General features: G+C 68.4%; 7 protein-coding genes and 1 pseudogene. 4 read left to right on the top strand and 4 right to left on the bottom strand.

All coding sequences use genetic code 11. The features are described 5' to 3' along the window. Positions 1-21 precede the first annotated feature (21 nt). Positions 22-4,968, top strand: a complete 4,947-nt coding sequence (gene pks13, locus ACFWU2_RS00225; protein WP_378600133.1) for a polyketide synthase Pks13 — start codon at positions 22-24, stop codon at positions 4,966-4,968. Between the two features lie 7 nt (positions 4,969-4,975). Then, positions 4,976-6,520 (top strand): acyl-CoA carboxylase subunit beta, encoded by a 1,545-nt coding sequence (locus tag ACFWU2_RS00220; RefSeq protein WP_378598526.1) that lies wholly within the window; start codon positions 4,976-4,978, stop codon positions 6,518-6,520. A 77-nt stretch (positions 6,521-6,597) separates the two neighbouring features. Here the strand turns inward: ACFWU2_RS00220 and ACFWU2_RS00215 are convergent, their stop codons facing one another. The 3 genes from ACFWU2_RS00215 to ACFWU2_RS00205 form a co-directional block, all read right to left on the bottom strand. Continuing rightward, entirely contained in the window at positions 6,598-7,239 is a 642-nt protein-coding gene (locus ACFWU2_RS00215; protein ID WP_378598523.1) for a TetR/AcrR family transcriptional regulator, read from the bottom strand. 138 nt (positions 7,240-7,377) lie between these two features. Next, positions 7,378-10,686 (bottom strand): arabinosyltransferase domain-containing protein, encoded by a 3,309-nt coding sequence (locus ACFWU2_RS00210; RefSeq protein WP_378598519.1) that lies wholly within the window; start codon positions 10,684-10,686, stop codon positions 7,378-7,380. A gap of 44 nt (positions 10,687-10,730) precedes the next feature. Further along, positions 10,731-14,018 (bottom strand): arabinosyltransferase domain-containing protein, encoded by a 3,288-nt coding sequence (locus tag ACFWU2_RS00205; protein WP_378598515.1) that lies wholly within the window; start codon positions 14,016-14,018, stop codon positions 10,731-10,733. 121 nt (positions 14,019-14,139) lie between these two features. Between ACFWU2_RS00205 and ACFWU2_RS00200 the strand changes: the two genes are divergently transcribed. Together ACFWU2_RS00200 and ACFWU2_RS00195 are read left to right on the top strand one after the other, a co-directional pair. After that, entirely contained in the window at positions 14,140-16,950 is a 2,811-nt protein-coding gene (locus ACFWU2_RS00200; RefSeq protein WP_378598512.1) for an FAD-binding and (Fe-S)-binding domain-containing protein, read from the top strand. Continuing rightward, positions 16,914-17,111 (top strand): annotated as a pseudogene (locus tag ACFWU2_RS00195) (DoxX family protein); the annotation flags it as partial. The gene ACFWU2_RS00200 and the pseudogene ACFWU2_RS00195, both read left to right, overlap by 37 nt. Here ACFWU2_RS00195 and ACFWU2_RS00190 read toward each other — a convergent pair. Then, a complete protein-coding gene (locus ACFWU2_RS00190) occupies positions 17,089-18,969 on the bottom strand; it encodes a galactan 5-O-arabinofuranosyltransferase (RefSeq protein WP_378600129.1) in 1,881 nt (626 codons plus the stop codon). The pseudogene ACFWU2_RS00195 and the gene ACFWU2_RS00190 overlap by 23 nt on opposite strands. Positions 18,970-19,007: the final 38 nt, after the last annotated feature.

Genomic DNA, 19,007 nt, shown 5'->3' with positions numbered 1-19,007 from the left:
GAGTTGATGGCTGACATGGAAATGACCGTTGCGGAACTGCGTGACTGGCTGCGGAACTGGATCGCAAACACGACCGGCCAGCCGGTCTCGCAGATCACGGATGATCGTCCGCTCGAGGAGTTCGGTCTGTCCTCCCGCGACGCCGTGGCCTTGAGCGGTGAGATCGAGGATCTCCTCGACGTCACCCTGAACGCGACGATCGCGTACCAGCATCCGACCATCGCGTCGCTGGCAACGCGCATCATCGAGGGTGAGCCGGAACGTCCCGAGGACGACGACGACGCGTCCCTCTATGCGGCGCGACCCTCAGGGGCGTCCAAGGACGTCGCGATCGTCGGTGTGTCGACGCGCTTCCCGGGTCATATCGAGACGCCGGAGCAGATGTGGGACCTGCTCTCCTCCGGGCGGGACGCTATCGGCGATCTTCCCGAGGGTCGCTGGTCGGAGTTCGAAGGCGACCCGGCCGTCCGCGAGTCGATCCGCAAGGCCAACACCCGCGGTGGCTATCTCGACGACGTCAAGGGTTTCGACGCCGAGTTCTTCGCGATGTCGCCGCGTGAGGTCGAAATGGTCGACCCGCAGCAGCGTCTCGCGCTCGAACTGACCTGGGAGGCGCTCGAGCACGCGCACATTCCCCCGAGCGACCTCAAGGGCGGTTCGGTCGGTGTCTTCATCGGCAGTTCGGCGAGCGACTACATGCTGCTGGCCTCGGTCGACCCGTCCGTTGCGCACCCGTACGCGCTGACGGGTACGTCGTCCGCGGTCATCGCCAACCGCGTCTCCTACTTCTACGACTTCCACGGACCCTCGGTCACCCTCGACACGGCGTGCTCGTCGTCGCTCGTCGCGGTCCATCAGGCGGTTCGTGCGCTGCGCGGCGGTGAGGCCGATGTCGCGCTGGCCGGTGGCGTCAACATGCTGCTCGCGCCGGCCGGAACCCTCGGTTTCGACGAACTCGGTGTGATGGCTCCCGACGGCCGCATCAAAGCTTTCTCGGCCGACGCCGACGGCATGATCCGTGCCGAGGGCGGCGGTCTCGTCGTGCTCAAGCGCCTCGAGGACGCCGAGCGCGACGGCGACAACATTCTCGCGGTCATCGCCGGCACGGCCGTCAACCAGGACGGCCGTTCGAACGGTCTGGCTGCCCCGAACCCGGAAGCACAGGTCGACGTGCTGCGCCGGGCGTACCGGGACGCGCAGATCCTGCCGTCGGGTGTCGACTACATCGAGGCACACGGCACCGGCACGGTGCTCGGTGACCCGATCGAAGCCGACGCGCTCGGGCGGGTCGTCGGTCGCGGTCGTGAGGCCGACAAGCCGGTGCTCCTCGGTTCGGCGAAGACCAACTTCGGTCACCTCGAGTCGGCTGCCGGTGCTGCGGGCCTGATCAAGGTCGTGCTCGCGATGCAGGAGGACGCGCTTCCCCCGACGCTGAACTACACCGCGCCCAACCCGTACATTCCGTTCGACAAGGCGCATCTGCAGGTCATCCCCGAGGGTGCGAAGTGGCCCCGTTACACGGGACGCGCGGTCGCGGGCATTTCCGGTTTCGGATTCGGCGGCACCAACGCGCACGTCGTGGTGCACGAATACACCGGTCCCGAAGGGCAGGAAGCAGCCGAGGCCGAGGTCGAGATCGTTTCCGACGCCGTCTCCGAGGTCGCCGAGACCCCTGCGGAACCGGCTCGTGAGCTGCCGGTCGTGCTCGCGGTGTCCGCTCCGATGCCGTCCCGCCGTCGCCGCGCTGCCGCCGACCTCGCCGACTGGCTCGAGACCGAGCAGGGCAGCACGACGCCGCTCGCCGACGTCGCCCGCACGCTCGCGCGTCGCAATCACGGTCGCTCCCGCGCGGTCGTGGTCGCCGCCGACCGTGCCGAAGCCATCGCCGGGCTGCGCGCTGTCGCCGCCGGCAAGCCGGCCCAGGGTGTCTTCACCGCCGACTCGCCCGCCTCCGCGGGACCGGTGTGGGTGCTGTCCGGTTTCGGTGCCCAGCACCGGAAGATGGCCAAGCAGTTGTATCTCGAGAACCCGGTGTTCGCGCGGGCCGTGGACGAGGTCGACGAGCTGATCGTCGACGAGTCCGGTTACTCGATGAAAGAGAAGTTCCTCGACGACAGCCAGGACTACGACGTCGAGACCGCGCAGGTCGGGATCTTCACGATCCAGATCGGTCTCGCCGCGGTATTGCGCCATCACGGAGCCGAGCCCGCCGCGATCGTCGGGCACTCGATGGGTGAGGCTGCCGGCGCGTACATCTCCGGTGGACTCGCGCTCGAGGATGCCGTGCGCGTCATCTGCGCCCGCTCGCGGCTGATGGGTGAAGCGGAAGGCCAGCTCGAGGGCGACGACATCCGTCTGATGGCGCTCGTCGAATACAGCGCCGACGAGATCACCTCGGTGCTCCCGGACTTCCCGCACCTCGAGGTGTGCGTCTATGCCGCGCCCACCCACACGGTCATCGGTGGCCCGCAGGGCGAGGTCAACGCGATCGTCGCCCGGGCCGAGGCCGAGGAGAAGTTCGCTCGGGTCCTGCAGACGAAGGGCGCGAGCCACACCTCGCAGGTCGACCCGATTCTCGGTGAGCTCGCTGCCGAACTCGCGGGTATCGAACCGCACACACTGAAGGTCGCCCTGTACTCGTCGGTGGACCAGGAGACCCTGTACCGGACGGGACACGAGGGCATTCACGGGGTCGAGTACTGGACCAAGGGCATGCGCCACAGCGTGTACTTCACCCAGGCCGTGCGCCAGGCGCTGTCCGACGGCCACACCACCTTCGTGGAGCTCAACGCGAACCCCGCGACGCTCATGTCGGTCGCGTCGACCGCTTTCGACGCGGGCGTGCAGGACGGACAGTTCATCCAGACGCTCAAGCGCAAGGAAGACGAGTCGCTCGGCGTGCTCCTCGCCCTCGCGCAGCTGTATGTGCACGGGCATCCCGTGGACTTGGGCAGCCTTCTTCCCGAGGGCGGCTACGCCGAGATCCCGCGGACCGCGTTCCTGCGGAAGCCGTACTGGGTCGAGGCCCGCATCGGCTCCGCGGGCAACAGCCGGGTTCCCGGCGCGCACGTCGCGCTGCCCGACGGCCGGCACGTGTGGGAGGTGCAGGCTTCGGCCGTCACCGATCCCGCCGTACTGCTCGTGGCCGCGGCCTCGCAGGTGCTCGCGGACGTGACGCTCACCGCGTCGATGCCGCACGCACCGGTTCCCGCAGCCGGGACACTCACCACCACGCTCACCCGTCATCCCGGTGGCGCGTCGCTCCAGGTGCATGCCCTCGACGACGGTGGATTCACGCTCGTCCACGAGTGTGTCGTCACCTCCGGTGAGGTGCTGTCCGCACCTGTTGCTGCCACCGGGGCGTCGACCCGTACGGACGAGGACACCGCCGAGGTCGCCGACAGTGCCGGCGACCGCTGGGATCCGGCCGGCTCGCAGACTCTCGAGGATCGGCTCGCGCTGATCGTGGCGGAGTCGATGGGATACGCCCCCGAGGACCTGCCGGTCGAGATTCCGCTGATCGAACTGGGCCTCGATTCGCTCATGGCTGTGCGGATCAAGAACCGGGTGGAGTACGAGTTCGACATTCCGCAACTCCAGATCTCCGCGGTGAAGGATGCGAGCCTGCGCGACGTCGCGAAGTACCTGCGGTACGCCGTCGAGAACCGCGAAGAAGTCGCGGCGCTCGCCGAGCAGCAGGCCGCGGACAAGGCTGCCGAGCGCGCGGCGGACGCCGCAGAAGACGCAGCGGCCGACGAGCCGGCACCGACCTCGGTGGAGGACACGACGGTCGTCGCCGAAGCCGAGCAGATCCTGGAGGATGCGGTGCCTGCCGAGCCGGAGACCGCTCCGGCCGAGACCGCGTCGTTGGACACCACCGATGACGGTGGCGTCGACGTGCCCCCGCGCGACGCTGCCGAACGGCTGACGTTCGCGTCGTGGGCGGTGGTCACCGGGCGGTCGGCGAAGAGCATCTTCAACACGCTTCCCACGCTGGACGACGAGAAGGCCGAGAAGCTCGCGGCCCGGCTGACGGAGCGTTCCGGCGGCAGCATCACCGTCGAGGATGTGCGGGGTGCTGCGACGATCGAGAAACTCGCGGATGTCGTCCGCGGCTACCTCGAATCCTCCGACCGGATCGACGGATTGGTGCGCGCCCTGCGCCCGCGGCCCGAGGGCTCGGATGCGGTGCCGGTGTTCGTCTTCCACCCGGCGGGTGGCTCGACCGTGGCGTACGAACCACTGCTCAAGCGTCTTCCCGCGGATACGCCGATGTACGGCTTCGAACGCACCGAGGGACCGATCGACGAGCGCGCCGCGGTATATCTGCCGCTCATCGAGGAGATCCAGGGCGACGGCCCGTACGTGCTCTACGGCTGGTCGCTCGGAGGTGTGCTCGCCTACGCGGTGGCGCGCCTGTTGCGTGAGCGAGGCAAGGACGTGCGTGTCGTCGGGCTGATCGACACCGTCATGGCGGGCGAGAAGGTCGAGAACACGCCCGAGGAGATCAGGAAGCGCTGGCAGCGCTACGCGCGTTTCGCGAAGAAGACCTACGGCATCGACGCACCGCTGCCGTACGACCTTCTGGCCGAGGCCGAGTCCGACGAGGACCAGATCGGAATCCTCATGGGCCTGCTCGAAATGAGCGGCGTCGAGATCCCCGGCGGCATCATCGAGCACCAGCGCACGTCGTGGCTCGACAACCGGGCGATCCAGACCGCCGAACTCGAAACCTACGACGGCGATGTCGTTCTCTACATGGCGGATCGCTACCACGACGACGCGATCGACCTGGAGCCGGCGTTCGGTACCCGGCAGCCCGACGGTGGCTGGGGAGACGTCGTCGCGAATCTGGAAGTCGTGTCCGTGGGTGGCGATCACCTGCAGATCGTCGACGAGCCGTACATCGCCAAGGTGGGGGCAGACCTGACCCGTAAGCTGGCCGCCATCGAGGCCTCGAGGAGCTGAACGAGTAGTGACCACCACCACGGCAGAAAAGCTGGCCGAGCTGCGCCAGAAACTGGAGATCGCGCAGGAACCTGCGGGCGAGATCGCAGTCGCCAAGCGCGCGAAGAAGGGCATTCCGAGTGCGCGTGAGCGCATCGACATGCTCGTCGACAAGGGGAGCTTCGTCGAGATCGGTGCGTTGATGAAGACGCCCGGCCGCGAGGACGCCTTCTACGGCGACGCCGTCGTCGTCGGGCACGGCACGGTCGAGGGCAGGCCGATCGCGGTCTTCTCGCACGACCAGACGGTTCTCGGCGGCAGCGTCGGAGAGATGTTCGGCCGCAAGGTTTCCGCGGTCCTGGACTACGCCCTCAAAATCGGCTGCCCGGTCGTGGGCATCAACGATTCCGGTGGCGCGCGCGTGCAGGACGCCGTCACGTCGCTCGCCTGGTACGGCGAGATCGGTAAGCGCACCGAGCCGCTGTCGGGGCTGTGCCCGCAGATCTCGGTCATCGTCGGCAAGTGTGCCGGCGGTGCCGTGTACGCCCCGATCAACACCGATGTCGTGGTCGCGACCGAAGACGCGCACATGTTCGTCACCGGCCCGGACGTCATCAAGGCCGTCACCGGTGAGGACGTCAGCCTTCACGAACTGGGAAGCGCGCGTAAGCAAGCCGAATACGGCAACGTGCACCACGTCGCGCCCGACGAGAAGGCGGCGTTCGACTGGGTGCGTCAGTACCTGAGCTACATGCCGTCGAATGCGCAGGAGAAGCCGCCGGTCGTCAATCCCGGTCTGGAACCGGAAATCACGCCCGACGACCTCGAACTCGATTCGTTCATGCCGGACGCCGACAACTCCGGCTACGACATGCACGACATCCTGCTGAAGATTTTCGACGACGGCGACTTCTTCGAGGTTCGTTCGCAGACCGCGCACAACATCATCACCGGATACGCCCGCGTCGACGGCCGCCCGGTGGGTGTCGTCGCGAACCAGCCGCTCCATCTGTCCGGTGCACTCGACGCGGCCGCCGCCGACAAGGCCGCGCACTTCGTCCGGGTCTGCGACGCCTACAGCATCCCGCTGGTCTTCGTCGTCGACACTCCGGGCTTCCTGCCCGGTGTGGAGCAGGAGAAGATCGGCGTCATCAAGCGTGGCGGCAGGTTCCTGTTCTCGTACGTCGAGGCGTCGGTGCCGAAGGTGACCGTGGTGGTGCGCAAGTCGTACGGCGGCGGTTACGCGGTGATGGGTTCCAAGCAGCTCGGCGCCGACATCAACTTCGCGTGGCCGACGGCCCGCATCGCCGTGATGGGTGCCGAGTCCGCGGTTGCGGTCATCGGTCGCAAGCAGATTGCCGACGCCGGAGACAACGCTCCCGCGGTGCGGCAGCAGCTCATCAACTTCTACAACGAGCATGTGGCGACGCCGTACATCGCTGCCGAGCGCGGCTACATCGACGCGGTCATCGACCCGGCTTCGACGCGGCTCGAGATTCGGCGCGCTCTGAATCTGCTGCGCGACAAGACGGTGTTCAAGAACCCGCGCAAGCACCACCTGTTGCCGCTCTGACGGTCACTGTGTGAAAACGATGCCGTAGTGGACTGCACCCGCACTGTGCAGCCCGCTACGGCATTCGTCTGTGCCGGCTAGACGGCCAGGGCGCGGCGCACGTAGCCGACGATGTGCTCGACCTCGGCGTCGGCATCGAAGCTGGTGGTGTCGCGCCAGAGCAGGTGTTCCATCGATGCGAGCAACAGGATCGACGTTGCGCGCGAATCCCGTTCGGGGTCGGTCGAGCCCAGCTCGCGGATCGGTCCGGCGAGCACCTCCGCGAGCGCGAACTCGAGATCCTCGCGCACCTTCGGCGCATGAGGACGACCGCCTCCCGCCGCGACGACATTGCGGGTCGCGGCTCCGATGCCGGGGTCCACCGCTTGGCTGAGGACTGCGGCGACGCCCGCCCGAAGAGCGTCCTCGGGGCTTCCTGCCGCGTCCATCTTCCGGCGCAGGTAGCTCAAAAGTCGCTGGCTGCCCTCCTCGACCACGGCGTCGACGAAGTCGCTCTTGCTCCGGAAGTACCGGTAGAACGCGTCGTTCGACAATCCGGCAGCGGTGACGATGTCCGCGACGCGTGCGGGAGCACCCTGCGTCAGCAGTTCTCGACCGGCGCGGATGAGCCGGTCCACATCGCGACTCGCAGCCTCCTGCCGCGGGGTCAGGCTTCGCCTGACCGCTTGGGTGGCTCGCGGGGAGAGCGACGAGGCGTCCGCGGTGTTCTCGATGGTCACTCCCGCATTCTAGGGATACGCGACATGGTTACCCGACGACCCCGTCCGAGCATGTGATCCCCTACGTTCCGTGACCGGATGGCCCACAACCACGTTCGGTCGAACCGGACGTGGCTGTGGGCGTGACAGCCCCAGACGCTACTCGTACACGCGCATCGGCGCAGGCTTCCACAGGCCTGAGCGGTTCACCTCGGTGGTCACGATGTCCGCGGGAACCGCGTCCGGGTAGTTCGGGACGTACCGCTCCAGCGAGCCCCAGTCACGGGCCCAGTCGTGCTTCAGGTACGTCGGAATCTGTTCGGCACGGGCGAGGACCTCGGTGAATCCGAGCGGGCCACCGTTGTCCGCCGACTGCCACGTGTCGGTCGACGACACCGCGAGCGGACGGTCGGGGAGGATGCGGTAGTTCGGCATCTCGGCGACACCGGCCCAGTGGTCGAACGGCCGCTGGCACGGGAACTGCAGACCCACGGCCCAGTCCAGCAGGACGGGCTGCTCCGAGCCGATCACGCTGTCGAGGGTGTCGAGGACGGGCACCCGCGGCGGGGTGAACGCGAGCCACTGATCTCCGGTGAGGTTGGGATCGTTCGCGACGATCCGCACCGCGTCGGTGTCCTCCGGCAGATCCGCGATCGGCACGCGCAGGTTCCGCCACGACGGTGCCGGACCGATGTCCCGCGGCAGGTAGGTGCCCTTCGCCTCGACGGTTCCGTCGGGCCGTCGTGTGCCGTACTCGACGAGCAGCGACTGTCCGTAGTTCAGGGCACCGGTGTCGTCGTAGGACCAAACGCGACCGGCGGCCGAGAGGACGATCAGCGGCGACTCGTCGGCACGCTCGGGCAGCTGGTACCAGCTCGAGGTGAGGCTTGCGGGTTCCTGCACGCCTTGCTGGTAGCTACCGAGGACCGGGGTGACCGCCGGGTCGAGTCCGAACGGCAGGCGCGCGGTACTGCCGTTGACGGTCTGCGCACCTCGTCCACCAGTGGTGCCGCCGCCCGAGCCGGTCTCGAACGTGGGGCCGACACTCTGGTTGTCGGTGTTGCCCTGTCCGGGTTTGACCTCGACGTAGTCGGCGGTGAGGTCGGACGGAACGCCGTCCGGGCTGAATCCACGCGGAGACGTTCCGGCGAGCGGATCCCCGTCGGCCGGCGGATTTGCGGGGTCGGTGATCGGTTCGAGGCGTCCCTGGTTGGGGTCGATCTCGACGAGCACGTCGTTCGCGAGGCCGCAGGTGTCACCGGCGAGGGCACCGATGTTGGACCGGGCGAGCGAGTAGGCGGGATATTGCGCCACAGCGCCCTTGAGGAGTGAGAGCACCTCGAACAGAACCATGACGGCGGCGACGACGGTGAGCGGCGCGGCCGCGAAGGTCCGGATACGGCGGCCCTTGCGCGTCATCGGTTTCTCCGGTGGCGCTGCATAGCCTTCGCGCAGGTACTGCCACGCGACGAGGAGGAGCGCCGCACCGAAGAGGATGAGGAACACCGAGCTCGACTGGGTGCCCTGCAACGAGACGGTCTTGTCGAACCACGGAACGCCGTAGCTCGAGACGTACCACCAGCCGTTGATGCCGGCGAACGACACCGCGAGGACGAAGAGCAGACCTGCCAGGAAGATCGTGCGGTTTCGCCGCGACCGCAGAGCACTGGCGGAGACGAGCACGGCGGTCAGTGCGGCGAGCGATCCGGCGATGCCCGCGTAGGCCCCGAAGTGGTGGGTCCACTTCGTGGGGTTGAACATCATGAAGAACATCGTTCCGAAGACGATGCCGAGCAGGCGCCACGAGGGGCTCATGGCGATGCCGGGGATCTTCCGGCGACGCAGCAGCACGAGCATCGTCGTGAACAGGCACAGCAGCATGACCAGGAACGCGAAACGGCGCGCCAGCGACCCGTCGACGGTCTGCACCATCAGGTAGTAGTAGCGGAGGAAGTCGTTCCACCACTCCTCGTTGGGGCCGATGATCGTGCGCACACGGGTGGCCTCGAGGACCGCCGCGAGGGTCTGGTCCGAGAAGACCACCACGAGGACGAGCACACCGGCTGCGCCGATCGGAGCGAGCAACGGCAGCGTGCCGACCTCACGGTGGCGGCGAACCACGATGCGCGTCATGGGCCGCAGGCCCGCGATCAGCGCGGCGATACACATCAGGCCGGTCGGGGCGGCCGCCAGCGTGAAGGCGCCGATGATGACGGCTGTCGCGGCCGGCAACAGTCGGCCGGTGGCGATCGCGCGCTCGATCGAGCACCACGTCAGCAATGCGCCGAGGGCGACGATCGGTTCGGGACGCAGCCCGTTGTTGTAGGGGAGCCAGAAGGCGAGGAACACCAGTCCGCCGGTCCACAGGGCGATCCGGTTCTCACGGACGGCGCGCCCGAGCCGGGGCACCACCTCCCGGCTGATGACCATCCAGCAGACGATGGCGGCGAGCAGTGCCGGCAGTCGCATCCACGGGCTCGCCGTTGAGATCTTCGCGAACGCCGCCAGCACGTCGTAGTACCAGCCGAACGGCGCCTCGGGTACGCCGAACCACCGGAAGTAGTTCGCCATGTAGCCGGAGTGCTCCGACGCCCGGGCCATCGACAGGAGGTAGCCGTCGTCGGAGGTGTTCGCGCCGAAGAAGTGCCAGCCGATGAGCGTGCCGATCACGACGATGTCGACGCCGCTGAACTTCCACCAGCGTGCGGGCAGGAAACGGCGGTGCCCGCGTCCGTCGGTGCCGTCCAGCTTCGCCAGCGCGGCGAGCGCGAGTGCGGTCGACAGGACCGCGAGAATCATGGCCAGCGATTTGACGAGGGTGGGTGACGACGTGAAGCGCGAATCCACGTCCACGGTCACCTCGAGGCCGGGCACCGCGGTGGTCAGGTCGCTGAAGACGCCCACGACCAGCGGCCGCAGGTCACCGCCGAGTTCCCCGGCACGCGGGAGGCCGTTCTCGTCGGAGAGCCCGACGAATTCGGCGGTCGTCCGGTCGGCGTCCGAGAAGAGCCGGATCTCGGTGCACGCGCTCGACTCCACCTCGCTTCGCGGTGCCGTCGCCACCACGACGTTGCGGTCGAGCACATCGACGTTTTCCTCACCGACACGCACGAACATCGCGTTGAGCGCGGCGTCCTGCCCGTTCGCCGGTGCGGTCGCGAGCAGCATCCCGCCCGAGTCGGGAAGTTCACCGACCGCAACGCACGGGATCGTCGCTTCGAAACTGAGCGGTACCTGCGACATCAACGGCAGTTCGATGTCGGTGACCGAGCCGTTCTGGGGCCACGTCACGGTCGCTTCCGTGACGCGCACCGGCAGGAACGGCGTCGCTACGGCAAGGACGATGCCGAGCAGTCCCGCGACAGCGGCGACGAGCCGTGCGGTCCGGTACTGCGTACGAAGATCCTCGCCGACGGACCTGAGCGGGGTCTCGCTGGGAGCGGGGGCGGTCGTCACGTCGTCGGGCACGGGTTCCGATGGTATCGGCAGCCCACGTGTGACGGCACACGCCCTCATTCCAGCAGGACAGGCACCCCGTCACGGACACGCCCCGGATTCCACAATCCGGACCGCGTGACCACCTCGGTATCGATCACCGCACCGGTCGCATCGGGATCGATCCGGCGGTACCGCTCGAGCGAACCCCAGTCGCGATCCCAGTCGTGGTTCAGGTAGGTGGGGATGGTCTCGGCGGCCAGGAGCTGCGGTATCCAGCCGAGGGGGCCGCCGCCGATGTCGTCCTGCCAGCCGTTCGTCGCATCGGCACCCACCCGGTCGGGGAGGATGCGGAACTCGGGGACCTCGGCGATGCCGTTGCGGTGACCGAAGGGCCGCTGGCACGGGAAGGCCAAGCCCACCGACCAGTCGACGAGGACAGGAGCCTGCGAACCGACGACCTCGTTCAGCGTGTCGAGCCGCGGCATGCGCGGCGGCGTGACCGCGACCCACTGGTCCGGCGCCAGGTTGCCGTCGTCGACGACGATCCGGACGGCGTCCGCGTCGGCAGGGATGGCGTCGGTCGGCACACGCAGGTTGCGCCACGACGGCGACGGGCCGATGTCGATGGGGGAGATCCGGCCGACCGGCGTCACCTCGCTACCCGACGTGACACCGAACTCGAGTTGCACGTCCTGTCCGGGGGTGATGACGCCGTCGGGGTCGACGTAGTGGACTCGGCCGGCGGCCGTGACGACGAGCAGCGGGGTGTCCTCGGTGCGTTCGGGAAGGACGTACCAGCCGGACTCGAGCGCGGCGGCCTGCTGCACCCCGGTCCGGTAACTGCCCAGGATCGGCGTGGTGGCCGGATCGAGTCCGAACGGCAGGCGGACGGTGCTGCCGTTGACGCCCTCGTTGCCGGTGCGTCCACCGCCGGTACCCGCACCCGTCGAGGTGGTGGTGCCACCGACTTCGGAGTCGACGGTGTTCGCTCCGCCTGTCGTGGAGGTCTCGGCGTCGGCGGTGAGGTCGAAAGCGACGCCGTCGGGTGTGAATCCTGTCGAGGTCCCGGCACCGAGCGCGTCGGCGACCGACCCGTCGAGGGGCGAGAGCATCGTCGCGTTCGGGTCGGACTCGACGAGAACCTCGTTGGCCAGGGCGCAACTGTCGCCGCGCAGGGCGGACAGGTTGGACTGGGCGATCGAGTACGCCGGGTACTGCGCCACCGCGCCCTTGATCAACGACAGGACCTCGAACAGCACCACTCCTGCGGCCACGAGAGTGAGCGGCGCGGAGGCGAGTGCCTTCATTCTTCCGTTGCGTTCGGGTCGTGGCGCGACGAAAGGTTCACGCAGGTGGAACCATGCGGCCACGATCAGTGCGACCACGGTGAGGCCGAGTAGTGCGGTGGAGAACGCATACCCGGAGATCGACGGCGGCTTGTCCCACCAGGGAACGCCGAAGCTGGAGACGTACCACCAGCCGTTGGATCCGGTGAAGGCCATCGCGAGGACGAACAGCACGCCCGCGGTGAAGAGGGCACGGTTGCGGGCGGATCGGATACCCACTGCCCCGACACCCACCGCCGCGAGCGCGGCGATCGACCCCGCGAGCCCGGCGTAGACGCCGAAGTGATGCGTCCACTTGGTCGGGGTGAGCATCATCAGGAGCAGGGACGCGAAGACGATGCCGAGGATGCGCCGGGAGGGCCCGATCGCGGTCCCGGGAATGCGGCCCTTGCGGAGAATCAGCATGACGCACACGACCAGGCACAGCAGCATCACGAACACGCCGAATCGGCGGGCGACCGAGCCGTCCGGCGACACCGTCAGCAGCGCGTCCCAGCGCAGCCGTTCGTCGAACCAGGGCACGTTCGGCCCGACCGCGGAGCGCACGCGGGTGGCTTCGAGCACCGACGCGAGAGTCTGGTCGGCGAACACCACGACGAGTACGACGGTGCCCGACGCGAGGATCGGTGCCAGCGGTGCCCATCCCACCAGGGGGCGGCGCGCCACGAGGGCCTTCACGAGGGGGCGTGCGCCCGCGATGAGTGCCGCGACGCAGATCACGCCGGTGGGCCCGGCTGCGAGTGAGAATGCCGCGATGAGGACCGCGATCGCAGCAGGGAGCATGCGGCCGGTCGCGATCGCGCGTTCGATGGAGCACCACGTCAGCAGTGCACCGACCGCGATGATCGGTTCGGGCCGCAGGCCGTTGTTGTACGGGAGCCAGAAGGCGAGAAACACCAGTCCGGCGGTCCACAGCGCCACCTTGCTGTGCCGGACCGCGGTGCCGAGCCGGGGGATGACCTCCCGGCTGATGACCATCCAGCACAGGATCGCCGCGACGAGCGCGGGTAGCCGCATCCACATACTGGCCGTCGAGACCTGCGACATCAGCACCAGGACGTCGTAGAACCACCCGAAGGGCGCTTCGGGGACACCGAACCACCGGAAATAGTTCGACATGTAACCGGCGTCGCCCGACACCCGGGCCATGTTGAGGATGTAGCCGTCGTCCGAGGTGTTGGCGCCGATGACGTGCCACAGGAGCAGCGTCCCGACGACTACGCCGTCGGCGATCGTGAACCGCCACCAGTGGGAGGGGAGGAAGCGGCGGGCGCGCCGCCGATCCACGCCGTCGAGGCGATGCAGCGCGACGAGAGAGATCACCGTCGAGAGCGCGCACAGGATCATCGCGGCCAACTTGATCAGCGTGGGTGTCGATGTGAACCGGGTGTCGAGGTCGGCGCGCACCGACAGCCTCGCGGCGTCCTCGCCGGTGGTCAGTGCCGCGGCAGATCCGTTCAGGTCGCTGAACACCCCGACCATCTGGGGGCGGGAATCGCCCTCCACCTCGACGGTGAGCCGCGGGTCCGCGCCCACGATCTCGGCGACGGTCAGTTCCGCGTTCGATGCGACCGTGACAGCGGTGCACGGTGCGTCGAGGGGAGTGGACACCAGCACCGAGTTGCGCAGCACGGCCTCGATCGCACCGGGGTTGCCGTCCGTACCCGGGACGGCCCTGATGACGAGCGCGGTGTCGGTCGCGTCGGGTGCGCCGGGGGGAACGGTCGACACGAGCGTCCCGCCGTCTTCCCCGAGCAACTCTGCTGCCGAACACGGAACACTGACACGCAGCGACAGCGGCGTGTACGAGACCAGCGGCGCCTCGATGTTGTCGAGCGAGTTGTTCTGCGGCCACGCGAGCGTGGTCGCTTCCTGCCGGACCGGGAGGAACGGGACACTCAGAGCCAGGACGAAAGCGAGCAGACCCGTCACGATCGCGACTACGCGCGCGGTGCGGAACTGCGACGTCGGATCGGGTGAAGGGGCGTTTTCGGGCGCTCGAGTATCGGCAGGCACAAGGCCCGATGCTATGCGAGGGTGCCGCTGTGTTCGCCGCTACACCGGTCTGTGCGTTCGGCGTGGCGGGTTCTTCCGACCCCGTCCGGTGCACCATCGACCCCCACTAGCATCGGACACCATGGATACAGCGACGCCGATCGGACGCGCGCTGCGGACGGCCGGGATCGCCGAGGTCTGTGACGACACCGCCGCACGAGCCATGTACTCGTCCGATGCCTCGCTGTACCGCGTGCCGCCGCAGGCCGTCGTCCGTCCACGATCGGTCGACGAGGTCGCGGCCGTTCTCGACGTCTGCCGCCGGGAGGGCGTGCCCCTCACCTCGCGCGGTGCCGGCACCTCGCTCGCGGGCAACGCCGTCGGGCCGGGTGTGGTGCTCGATTTCTCCCGCCATCTCGGCCGGGTGCTCGAGGTCGATCCCGACGCGCGTACCGCCCGCGTGCAACCGGGTGTCGTGCAGACCGACGTGCAACGGGCCGGCGCGCCGTACGGACTCCGGTTCGGTCCCGATCCGTCCACCCACAACCGATGCACCGTCGGCGGGATGATCGGCAACAACGCGTGTGGTGCCCGGGCACTCGGGTACGGCCGAACCTCCGACAACGTGGTGGCGCTCGAGGTGCTCACCGGAACCGGGCACCCGCTGTCGCTGCCCGGCACCGACGGGATCCTCGAACCGCTGCGCGAGATCGTCGCCCGTGACCTCGCCACGGTCCGCACCGAGTTCGGCCGATTCGGCCGCCAGGTGTCTGGCTATGCGCTCGAATGCCTGCTGCCCGAGAATCGGTTCGACGTGCGCGGACTGCTGATCGGCAGCGAGGGCACGCTCGGCATCACCACCGAGGCGACAATTCGCCTCGTCGAGGATCCTCCGGTGCGCACGATGGTGGTGCTCGGCTATCCGGACATCGTTGCGGCTGGTAATGCGGCCCACACGTTGCTGTGTTTCCGCCCGACGGCGTGCGAAGGACTCGACTCGCGAATTGTCGATGTCGTCCGTTCCCGTCGTGGACCGCAGGCGGTGCCGCCGTTGCCGCGCGGTGCGGCATGGTTGTTCGTCGAGTTGGCGGGCGACGATCCCGACGAGGTCCGCGAGCGCGCGCGGGGGCTCGCGACGGCATCGGGGGCGGTGGACACGCTGCAGGTCGACGATCAGGTGCGGGCGGACGCGCTGTGGCGGATCCGTGAGGACGGATCGGGGTTGTCCGCGCGGAGCCCGCAGGGTCTGCCCGCGCACGCGGGGTGGGAGGACGCCGCCGTGCCGCCGGAGCGCATCGGGGGTTATCTGCGCGACTTCCAGGAACTGACGGACAGTTACGGCATCACCGGTTATCCCTACGGGCATTTCGCCGACGGGTGCATCCACATCCGCCTCGATGTGCCGCTCGAGGTTCCCGGTCTGTTCCGCGAGTTCCTCTTCGCGGCGGGCAGCCTCGTCGCCGACTACGGCGGGTCGATGTCGGGCGAGCACGGTGACGGCCGGGCCCGCAGCGAACTGCTCCCGTTGATGTACTCCCCGGCTGCGATTCGATTGTTCGGCGCCGTGAAGTCGGTGTTCGACCCCGACAACGTCCTCAATCCCGGGGTGCTCGTCGATCCGCATCCCGTCGACCTCGATCTGCGAGTGCCTGTCGCGCGAAAAGTGGACGTCGACTTGGGTTTCCGGTATTCGGGGGACGGCGGGAACTTCACGCAGGCGGTCCACCGCTGTACCGGTGTCGGCAAGTGCCGTGCCGACACCACCGGTGTCGGCGGGGTGATGTGCCCGTCCTACCAGGCAACCCGAGAGGAGAAGGATTCCACCCGCGGACGGGCCAGGGCGCTACAGGAGATGCTCAACGGCACGCTCGTCACCGATTCGTGGCGGTCGAAGGAAGTGCACGACGCGCTCGATCTGTGCCTGTCGTGCAAGGGCTGTCTGTCGGACTGTCCCACCGGCGTGGACATGGCCACGTGGAAATCCGAAGTGCTGCATCAGACCTACCGGGGCAGGCTCCGTCCTGTCGCGCACTACAGTCTCGGCCGGCTACCGCGCTGGGCCGCCCTCGCGTCCCGCGCACCCCGGTTGGTCAACAACCTGACGCGGGTACCGGGAGTCGCCGCGACGGGACTCACGCTCGCGGGCATGGACCGGCGCCGCACCGTCCCCGCCCTCGCGCCCCGCACGTTTCGGCGCTGGTTCGCCGACACCGCTGCGCAGCGGTCCCGGAGCGGGCGCCCGGTGGTGTTGTTCGTCGACACCTTCACCGAGTACTTCACCCCCGAAGTCGGGGTAGCCGCGGTGCGGGTACTCGAAGCTGCCGGGCACCGCGTGATGATCACCGAGGAGCAGCAGTGCTGCGCCCTGACGTGGATCACCACAGGTCAGCTCGGAACTGCTCGAAAAATATTGGGGCGCACCATCTCCGAGTTGTTCCGTATCGGAACGCCGATCGTCGGGATCGAACCGTCGTGCACCGCGGTGTTGCGTTCGGACGCGGTCGAGATGCTCGGCTCCGAACCTGCCCGGATCGTCGCCGACAGTACCTCCACGCTCGCCGAATTCCTGGGGGAGTGGACGCCGCCGTCGCTCGACGGCACCACGGTCGTCGCCCAGCCGCACTGCCACCATCATGCGGTCATGGGGTGGGGCGCCGACGCCGCACTGCTGCGGACCGCAGGCGCGCACGTGCAGCGGCTCGGCGGGTGCTGCGGCCTCGCAGGGAACTTCGGCGTCGAACGTGGGCACTACGACGTCTCCGTCGCGGTGGCGGGTGCTCAACTTCTCCCGGCCGTCGAGGCCGCGTCGGACGACACCGTCGTCCTCGCCGACGGATACTCGTGTCGCACCCAGATCGGCGATCTCACCTCACGCCGCGGCACTCATCTCGCAGAACTTCTGGCGTCGCGTCTGCCGTCGTGCCGGTCACGTCGCCCCTCGGGGCAGTGCTGATCACCGGGTACCTCGGCGGCGCGGTCGCGACCAATATGCTCACGGAACAGCCGATCCTCAGCACGACCCTGTTCCCGATCTACGTCGGAATCTTCGTCTGGGGAGGCCTGTACCCGCGCGACGCCGGTGTCCTGGCCGTCATGCCCCTGCGGCGCGCGTGACCACCACGAACGGACCGACCTCGGTGACCGTGAAGCGCGGGTCGTCGAACAGTTCCTCGGGGAAGGTCACCGTGTAGCGACGCACGTTCGGGTCGTTCGGATACACGTCCTCGGCCAGACGCAGCGTGTAGCCCTCGGCGCTCTGCCGGAACACGATGGCGTCGGGGGCTCGCCACGGCAACTCGTCCCAGGCGGCGATCAGTTCGTCGGCGGACTCGAGCTCGGCCCAGCTCTCGATCGCGTCCGCACGAGCGGCGAAGTCCGCCAACGGATTCGCGTAGTGCGACGTCAAAGCCTGGAACCCGAAATACGGGTAGTAGGCGAGGAACGAGGTGTCGGCGGTGAGAACGACCCAGTCGCTGCGGTCCGGCCCGAGCTGGGAGGTGAGCACCTCGTCGACCTCCCCGAAGTACGACGCCGCGCCCGGCGGGCGTTGTTCGGCACGCTCGCCGTTGCCGTCGGTGTCGCTGTAGGCGAGGTTGATCTCGTTCGTCAGCACCTGCGGGATGTTCTGCGCGAAGGCGAGGGCTCCCAGCGCGCCCACCGCGACCAGAACCCGCCGCACCCGCGGATTGTCACTGGTGGCCAAGCTGATCCAGCGGGAAAAGTCGACGAACGCGAACGCACCGGCGGCTCCGAGCAGCACCAGCAGGATCACCTCGAGCCGGAACGCCAGCAGCGTATTGCCGAGAACCGTGAAGGCCATCGATGCGAGGTACCAGAGGTAGACGGCGATCACGCCGAGCCCGAGCGCCTGCGCGCGACGCGACGACGTCGCCCTGCCGATCAGCCACACGGTGCCCAGCAGGCACAGCAATCCGACCAGCGAGGCGTGGAACATCGGCAGCGGCAGTCGCGCACCGGCTTCGGGCAGATAGTGCGTCGCGGTGCCGGAACCGGATGGGGAGTTGCCGCCGAGGACCTCGGCGAGGAACGGTGCCCACACGATCAACGCGATCAGCATCGCGATGGCGGCGATCACGACGAACTTCGTCAACACGGGGAGGGCGGCTCGCCACGACCCGCCGGAGCGTCGCGCCAGGATTGCGGCGGCGACCGCCATCACCGTCACCGCGAACGCCGCCAGCCCCAGATAGAGCGTGTAGAACGTGGCGGCGACACCGAGGAACACGCCCGTTCCGATGGCCGCGCCCCATCCCTGCCGGCTGTTTTTTCGGGGTCCGGTGTCGCCGGGGCTGCGTACCGGCGACAAGGCACCCCACGCGAGAACGAGAGCGGGCGGGAGCAGCAGCGCGATCACCGCGCCGTACGGCTCCGGAGATCCGTAGGCCAGCACGATGGCGGTCGTGGCCGTCGCGGCGAGCACGGCCAGGTCGGAGCGGACGAGTTCGGACCACAGGACCAGGGCGAGCACCGCCGCGACGGCGATCGACGCGATCGCGTACGGCTTGAACGCCTCCCAGCCGTCCATCCCCAGAACGTTCGCCACGCGTCCACCGATCCAGAACCACCCCGCGGGGTAGAACGGCGGCAGGTCCGCATACGTCATGTCGCGCAGGGCCGGACTGTCGGTCAGGCGCGTGAGGAACTCGGTACGGAACTCCTGATCGACGGAGATGCCGTGCAGATAGAGACGGGTCGCGGCGAGCGGCATGCCGAGGGTCGCGGTGACCAGGCCGGACAGTGCGGCCCAGGACAGGACCCGTGCGCCCCGCACGAACTTGCGGCGACGCAGCAGGAAGATCGACAGGCCCAGTGCTGCCAGCGCCGCGACCTGCATGACGGTCGTCACCGCCTGGGTGACGTTCGACGAGTTGAACGCCGGCCACTGCACCCGGCCGAAGGCGAACAACCCGACGGACGACACGAGCACCGCCACGACCACCGCGGCGACCATTGCGCCGGCGGTGGCCGCGATCCGACGGAACGGAGCGA

The organism is Rhodococcus sp. NPDC058639 (assembly GCF_042717545.1).
In the GTDB taxonomy this organism is placed as follows: Bacteria; Actinomycetota; Actinomycetes; order Mycobacteriales; family Mycobacteriaceae; genus Rhodococcus.
This window is presented reverse-complemented; position numbering and strand designations above follow the sequence as displayed.

Coding starts and splice junctions, on each gene's coding strand:
- pks13 (WP_378600133.1), top strand. CDS start 22: ATGACCGTTGCGGAACTGCGTGACTGGCTGCGGAACTGGATCGCAAAC.
- ACFWU2_RS00200 (WP_378598512.1), top strand. CDS start 14,140: ATGGATACAGCGACGCCGATCGGACGCGCGCTGCGGACGGCCGGGATC.
- ACFWU2_RS00190 (WP_378600129.1), bottom strand. CDS start 18,969: ATGGTCGCCGCGGTGGTCGTGGCGGTGCTCGTGTCGTCCGTCGGGTTG.